General features: G+C 71.5%; 4 protein-coding genes. 3 read left to right on the top strand and 1 reads right to left on the bottom strand.

The genetic code is table 11. The annotated features are described in order from the left end of the window. A partial coding sequence (locus AOJ26_RS39580) for a M1 family metallopeptidase (RefSeq protein ID WP_053853179.1) occupies positions 1–1,508 on the top strand: 1,508 nt, incomplete at its 5' end. 134 nt (positions 1,509–1,642) lie between these two features. Next, complete coding sequence (hflX, locus tag AOJ26_RS39575; protein ID WP_053853178.1) at positions 1,643–3,139, top strand: GTPase HflX; 1,497 nt, start codon at positions 1,643–1,645, stop codon at positions 3,137–3,139. Between the two features lie 118 nt (positions 3,140–3,257). Here the strand turns inward: hflX and AOJ26_RS39570 are convergent, their stop codons facing one another. Further along, positions 3,258–4,487 (bottom strand): trypsin-like serine peptidase, encoded by a 1,230-nt coding sequence (locus AOJ26_RS39570; protein ID WP_053853177.1) that lies wholly within the window; start codon positions 4,485–4,487, stop codon positions 3,258–3,260. A gap of 392 nt (positions 4,488–4,879) precedes the next feature. Between AOJ26_RS39570 and AOJ26_RS39565 the strand changes: the two genes are divergently transcribed. Continuing rightward, on the top strand, positions 4,880–6,490 hold the full coding sequence (locus AOJ26_RS39565) for a diaminobutyrate--2-oxoglutarate transaminase family protein (protein WP_053853176.1): 1,611 nt from the start codon (positions 4,880–4,882) through the stop codon (positions 6,488–6,490). Positions 6,491–6,661: the final 171 nt, after the last annotated feature.

The raw sequence follows: 6,661 nt of genomic DNA, 5'->3' as shown, positions 1-6,661 counted from the left end.
CCACCCACGCCGACCGGCCCGCCCCCGACGCCCCGGGCCGCCGTACGGGAAGCGCCCGACGGCGCAGGGCGGCCGCGCTGCTCGCCTCCGCCGTCTCCGTCTGCCTGCTCGCCGCGAGCGCCCCGGCCGCGCCGCTCGGCGTGGGGGACCGCCTCTTCCCGCACCTCGGCAACCCCGGCTACGACGTGGCGTCGTACGACCTCTCCTTCACCTATCCCGGCAGCAACAGCAAGCCGCTCACGGCCGTCACCACGATCGACGCCTGGACGACGACGGACCTCGACCGCGTCAACCTCGACTTCGCGCACGGCGAGGTCCGGTCGGTGCGGGTCGACGGACGGCCCGCGACCTTCACCGGCGCGGGGGAGGACCTCGTCGTCACCCCGGAGGAACCGCTGGCCGCCGGCAGTTGGATGCGCATCACCGTCCGGCATACGAGCGACCCCGTCCCCGCCGCGGACCGGGACGGCGGCTGGGTGCGCACCGCGGACGGGCTCGCCATGGCCAACCAGGCCGACGCCGCCCACCTGGTGTTCCCCTGCAACGACCACCCCTCCGACAAGGCGATGTTCACCATCCGGGTCACCGCCCCCGACGGTTACACGGCCGTGGCCAACGGCCTGCCCGCGGGCGTGGACCGCGTCGGCCCGGCGACCACCTGGACGTACCGCACCCAGCACCCCATGGCCACCGAACTTGCACAGGTGTCCATCGGTCGCTCCACCGTGCTGCACCGCGAAGGACCGCGCGGACTGCCGGTCCGGGACGTCGTGCCCGCGAAGGACCGCGCCCAGCTCGAACCCTGGCTCAAGAAGACCCCGGCCCAGCTCGCCTGGATGGAGGACAGGGTGGGGCCGTACCCCTTCGAGACGTACGGCGTCCTCATGGCCGCCGCCGACACCGGCTTCGAACTGGAGACCCAGACCCTCTCCCTCTTCGAGAAGGACCTCTTCACCGAGCCCGCCTACCCCCAGTGGTACGTCGAGTCGATCATGGTCCACGAGCTCGCCCACCAGTGGTTCGGCGACAGCGTCAGCCCCCGCACCTGGTCCGACCTGTGGCTCAACGAGGGACACGCCACCTGGTACGAGGCCCTGTACGCGGAGCAGAAGGCCGGCCGCACCCTGGAGGCCCGCATGAAGGCCGCGTACGGCGCCTCCGACCGCTGGCGCGCCGCCGGTGGACCGCCCGCCGCTCCCAAGCCGCCCAAGCCCGGCCAGAAGATCAGCATCTTCCGGCCGAACGTCTACGACGGCGCCGCCCTGGTCCTCTACGCCCTGCGCCAGGAGATCGGCCGCAGTTCCTTCGAGAGCCTGGAACGGGCCTGGGTGCAGGAACACCACGACGGCACGGCGTCGACCGCCGACTTCGTCCACCTCGCCTCCGAGATCTCCGGACGCGACCTCGGCGGCTTCCTCCACGGCTGGCTCTACGGCGAGAAGACCCCGCCGATGCCCGGGCACCCGGACTGGAAGGCCGTGGCGCCCACCGCCGCACCGGTGAAATAAGGCGGTGACGAGACGCCCCGTACCGTGCGACCATCTTCAGGTCGGCGCGGCACGGGGCGCGGGAATCTCCCGGGACGCTCGTGCGTTGAGAGACATGACCGCCGAATCGGAATCCCCATCGACGTAAGGATCAAATGACCTCCTCTTCATCCCCTTCCCAGGACACGCAGCGCCTCGCGCACACCTACGCCGAAGGTCTTCGGGCCGATGCCCTGATGGAAGAGGACGTCGCCTGGAGCCACGAGATCGACGGAGAGCGGGACGGCGACCAGTTCGACCGCTCCGAGCGCGCGGCCCTGCGCCGCGTCGCCGGCCTCTCCACCGAGCTCGAGGACGTCACCGAGGTCGAGTACCGCCAGCTCCGCCTGGAGCGGGTCGTCCTCGTCGGCGTCTGGACCACGGGGACCGTGCAGGACGCCGACAACTCCCTCGCGGAGCTCGCCGCCCTCGCGGAGACCGCGGGCGCCCTCGTGCTCGACGGCGTCATCCAGCGCCGCGACAAGCCCGACGCGGCCACCTTCATCGGTTCCGGCAAGGCCCTGGAGCTGCGCGACATCGTCGTCGAGTCCGGCGCGGACACCGTCATCTGCGACGGCGAGCTCAGCCCGGGCCAGCTCATCGCCCTCGAAGACGTCGTCAAGGTCAAGGTCATCGACCGTACGGCCCTGATCCTCGACATCTTCGCCCAGCACGCCAAGTCCCGTGAGGGCAAGGCGCAGGTCGCGCTCGCGCAGATGCAGTACATGCTGCCGCGGCTGCGCGGCTGGGGTCAGTCGCTGTCCCGTCAGATGGGCGGCGGCAAGGGCGGCGGTCTCGCCACCCGTGGTCCCGGTGAGACCAAGATCGAGACGGACCGGCGCCGGATCCGCGAGAAGATGGCGAAGATGCGCCGGGAGATCGCGGACATGAAGACCGGCCGCGAGATCAAGCGGCAGGAACGCAAGCGCCACAAGGTGCCCTCGGTAGCCATCGCGGGTTACACCAACGCCGGCAAGTCGTCCCTGCTCAACCGCCTCACGGGCGCCGGCGTCCTGGTCGAGAACGCCCTGTTCGCGACCCTGGACCCCACCGTCCGCCGAGCCGAGACCCCGAGCGGCCGTCTGTACACCCTGGCCGACACCGTCGGTTTTGTACGGCACCTGCCGCACCATCTGGTCGAGGCGTTCCGCTCCACCATGGAGGAGGTCGGCGAGTCCGACCTGATCCTGCACGTGGTGGACGGCTCGCACCCGGCCCCCGAAGAGCAGCTCGCCGCCGTGCGCGAGGTGATCAGGGACGTCGGCGCCACCGGCGTGCCCGAGATCGTCGTGATCAACAAGGCCGACGCGGCGGACCCGCTGACGCTCCAGCGGCTGATGCGGGCCGAGAAGCGCTCCATCGCCGTCTCGGCCCGTACCGGCCAGGGCATCGCGGAGCTGCTCGCCCTGATCGACAACGAACTGCCCAGGCCGTCCGTCGAGATCGAGGCGCTCGTGCCGTACACCCACGGCAAGCTGGTCGCCCGCGCCCACGACGAGGGCGAGGTGATCTCCGAGGAGCACACGGCGGAGGGCACCTTGCTCAAGGTGCGGGTGCACGAGGAACTGGCCGCGGAGCTCGCGCCGTACGTGCCGGCACCGGTCGTGGCCTGAGCGCCGTAGCACTGCCGGAAGGCCCGCCCCCTGCTACAGGGGGCGGGCCTTCCGCCTGTTCAGGTCGACGGCAGGCGGTATGGACGATCCGCCGAGCGCCCATGACGACCGGAAGCCGTCACTGTCCCGCGAACTTCCCGCTGACCGCGTCGTACACGCCCTCGGCCACGTCGCCCAGCCGGGGCCCGGCCAGCCAGCCCGCGTTCACCGGCCCGATCGAGGTGTTGGACACCAGCGCCGGCTGACCGTCCGCGCCGGTCGCGACCCAGCCGCCGCCCGACGAACCACCGGTCATCGTGCAGCCGATCCGGTACATCGTCGGATCCGAGACGCTGACCGACAACCGTCCCGGCCTGTCCTGACACTGGTACAGCGTCTCCCCGTCGAACGGCGCGGCCGCCGGATACCCACTGGCCGTGATGCTCTCCACCTGCCGCACCGCCGGCGCCGCGAAGTCCACCGGCAGCGCCGAACCGACCGTCTCCTCCAACGACTTGCCCGTGCCGCCCTCCTCCGGCGTCACATGGATGACTGCGAAGTCGTACGGGGCACCGTCCCCGCCGGTCGGGCCGCCCTGCGCGATCCACTGGTCCGACGTCCCCGCCCAGTCGGCCCACCAGACGCCGTACGGAGCGAGCTCCTCCTCGGTCGCACCGGCCAACTGCGCCGCCCTGAGGGCCTGGTCGTTGTACGACGGCACGAACGCGAGGTTGCGGTACCAGCCGCCGCTCCTGCCCGCGTGCACACAGTGCCCCGCCGTCCACACCAGGTTGGACCGGCCCGGGGCGGCTGGGTCGGCCACGACCGTCGCCGAGCAGACCATCGTGCCTTCGGGGGAGTCGAAGAACACCTTCCCCGCCGCGGGGACCCTGTCGTGGTACGTAGGCGACACGGCCTTCGCGTCCACCGGCGCCGGCTCGGGATCGGTCACCCCCTGGTCATCCGAGAGGCCGCTCTCCTGGACACCGCGGTCGGGATCCTCTGCCTCCCGCATCCGCTCCGGGTCCCACAGGCCCTCGATGACGGGGTTGATGTAGTCCTGGGCCTCGCGCAGCCAGTCCTCCCGGTCCCAGTCCTTCCAGGCGCCGTCCTTCCACCGGTCGACATCGATCCCGTGCTCCTTGAGCCTGTCCCTGATGTCGTCCGGGATAGTGATCTTGCCGTCCCCCTCGGACGTGGCGGAGGCGGAGGCCTGCGCGTTCGCGTCCGGACCGCCCGAGCTGCAGCCCGTGGCGATCAGCGCGAGCACGGAGGCGAGGGCCATGGTGGCCAGCACGGAGGAGGTTCTGCGGCCCGTGCGCTCTCCGCCTTCATCGCGAGCCCTCGACGACAGTGGTTCGGATCCCATGCTCCGCCTCCCCCTGGTGTGGACGAACTTGGCACCGAACCGGGGACTTCCCGCAGACGCCCCGCGAGTTCACCCCCGGCACCGCCCCTTGGAACGCCATCACACACTATGCGCCCGCTATGGGGGACTTCCGCCGGAACCGCAACAGTTTCGTCACGTCAAAGATCTTCGGACAACCCGTAACCCGGTGCACAGTCCGCGGTTGGTAGCGGTGGGGGCTTGCTGTCGACGGACGGCTCGGTCCCCCACGCCCCAAACCCCGCCGTTTTCCCGACAGTCGGGGCATCGATGTGCCGGGAAGTCGAGCAAAGGGTCACGGGGCTCCGTATGTCGGGGCGGGCGAGTCCGCGAGGGAACCGCTTGCCCCTGCACAGCGCGACGACGGGAGAACCATGGCCGTGACCGAGACCGCACCCGGGGAGGCCACGGCGGAGCCCACCGCCGACGCTGAACCGTCGCAGGCGCGCTCCACGCACGACGGGATTCTGCGCCGCCAGTCGGCCCGCGAGTCGGCGGCGCGCACCTACGCCCGCGCCCTCCCGATCGTCCCCGTACGCGCCCGGGGTCTGACCATCGAGGGCGCCGACGGCCGCCGCTACCTCGACTGCCTCTCCGGTGCCGGCACCCTGGCCCTCGGACACAACCACCCCGTCGTCCTGGAAGCCATCCGCAAGGTCCTCGACTCGGGCGCCCCCCTCCACGTCCTCGACCTCGCCACCCCCGTCAAGGACGCCTTCATCACCGAGCTGTTCCGCAACCTGCCCCCAGGACTCGCCGACCACGCACGCGTGCAGTTCTGCGGACCGGCCGGCACCGACGCCGTGGAGGCCGCCTTCAAGCTCGTACGCGCCGCTACCGGCCGCAACGGCCTGCTCGCCTTCGCCGGCGCCTACCACGGCATGACCGCCGGCGCCCTCGAAGCGTCCGGCGACGCCTCTGACGGACGGGTCGCCCGGTTGCCCTACCCGCAGGACTACCGCTGTCCCTTCGGCGTCGGCGGCACCCACGGCGCCGAACTCGCCGCCCGCTGGACGCAGTCCGTCCTCGACGACCCCAAATCCGGGGTGCCGCTGCCCGCCGGAATGATCCTCGAACCCGTCCAGGGCGAGGGCGGGGTCCTTCCTGCCCCCGACGAGTGGATGCGTCGCATGCGCCGGATCACCGCCGACCGGTCGATCCCGCTCATCGCCGACGAGGTCCAGACGGGCGTCGGCCGCACCGGCGCCTTCTGGGCCGTGGAACACAGCGGCATCACCCCCGACGTGATGGTCCTCTCCAAGGCCATCGGCGGCAGTCTTCCGCTCGCCGTCGTCGTCTACCGCGACGACCTCGACGTCTGGGAACCCGGCGCCCACGCCGGCACCTTCCGCGGCAACCAACTCGCCATGGCCGCGGGCACGGCCACGATGGCCTACGTCCGCGAGAACGACCTCACGGCGCGGGCGGCCACGCTGGGGGCGCGAATGCTGGAGCAACTGCGGTCGCTGGCACGGGAGTTCCCTGTGATCGGTGAGGTGCGGGGGCGGGGGTTGATGATCGGGGTCGAGATGGTGGACGCGAGCGGTGCGGGGGGCGCGAGCAGGGCCGTGGAGGATCGCGGGGTCCTTGGATCGGGTGGCCTCGTCGGGTTTGGTGGGCTCGGTGGGACCCATGAGGCAGGTGGGCTGTCGGGGACGGTCGGGTCGGGTTACGCGGGTGGAGGTGGAGCGGGTGGAGCGGGTGGAGTGGGACGAGCGGGTGACGCCGGTTCCGCGGTGCTGCCCTGGGCCGTCCCATCTCCTCGCCCTGCCGCTCCGGAACTTGCCGCCGCCGTCCAGCGGGAGTGTCTCCGACGTGGCCTGATCGTCGAACTCGGCGGTCGTCACGCGAGCGTCGTCCGCCTGCTCCCGCCTCTGACGATCACCGACGAACAGGCGACCGCCGTCATCGACCGCCTCGCGGACGCCGTGGCAACGGTGGCCCGCGATCACGGCCGCCGCGAGGGTAGGCATCGGGAGCCTTGAGGTGGGGATCGGGGCGCGGGGGAGGGGCAGCTGGTCGCAGCCACGCCGGCAACCCAAGTGACCTCCCCACCGGAAGTCGACGCGACGGCTCCCCGGGGCGGAATCCGTGTCCAGTGCCGAGAGCTGAGCCGAACTGTGGTCGGGATCGGGGTCCATCACTGGCATCGCGCC

Origin of the sequence: Streptomyces sp. NRRL B-24085, assembly GCF_001282115.1 — a bacterium.
Taxonomy (GTDB): Bacteria; Actinomycetota; Actinomycetes; order Streptomycetales; family Streptomycetaceae; genus Streptomyces.
Note: the sequence above shows the minus strand (reverse complement) of the source record. Positions and strands in the feature narration are given on the sequence as shown.

What these genes read in the sequence shown, in the direction of transcription:
- hflX (WP_053853178.1), top strand. Translation starts at nt 1,643, where the DNA reads ATGACCTCCTCTTCATCCCCTTCCCAGGACACGCAGCGCCTCGCGCAC.
- AOJ26_RS39570 (WP_053853177.1), bottom strand. Translation starts at nt 4,487, where the DNA reads ATGGGATCCGAACCACTGTCGTCGAGGGCTCGCGATGAAGGCGGAGAG.
- AOJ26_RS39565 (WP_053853176.1), top strand. Translation starts at nt 4,880, where the DNA reads ATGGCCGTGACCGAGACCGCACCCGGGGAGGCCACGGCGGAGCCCACC.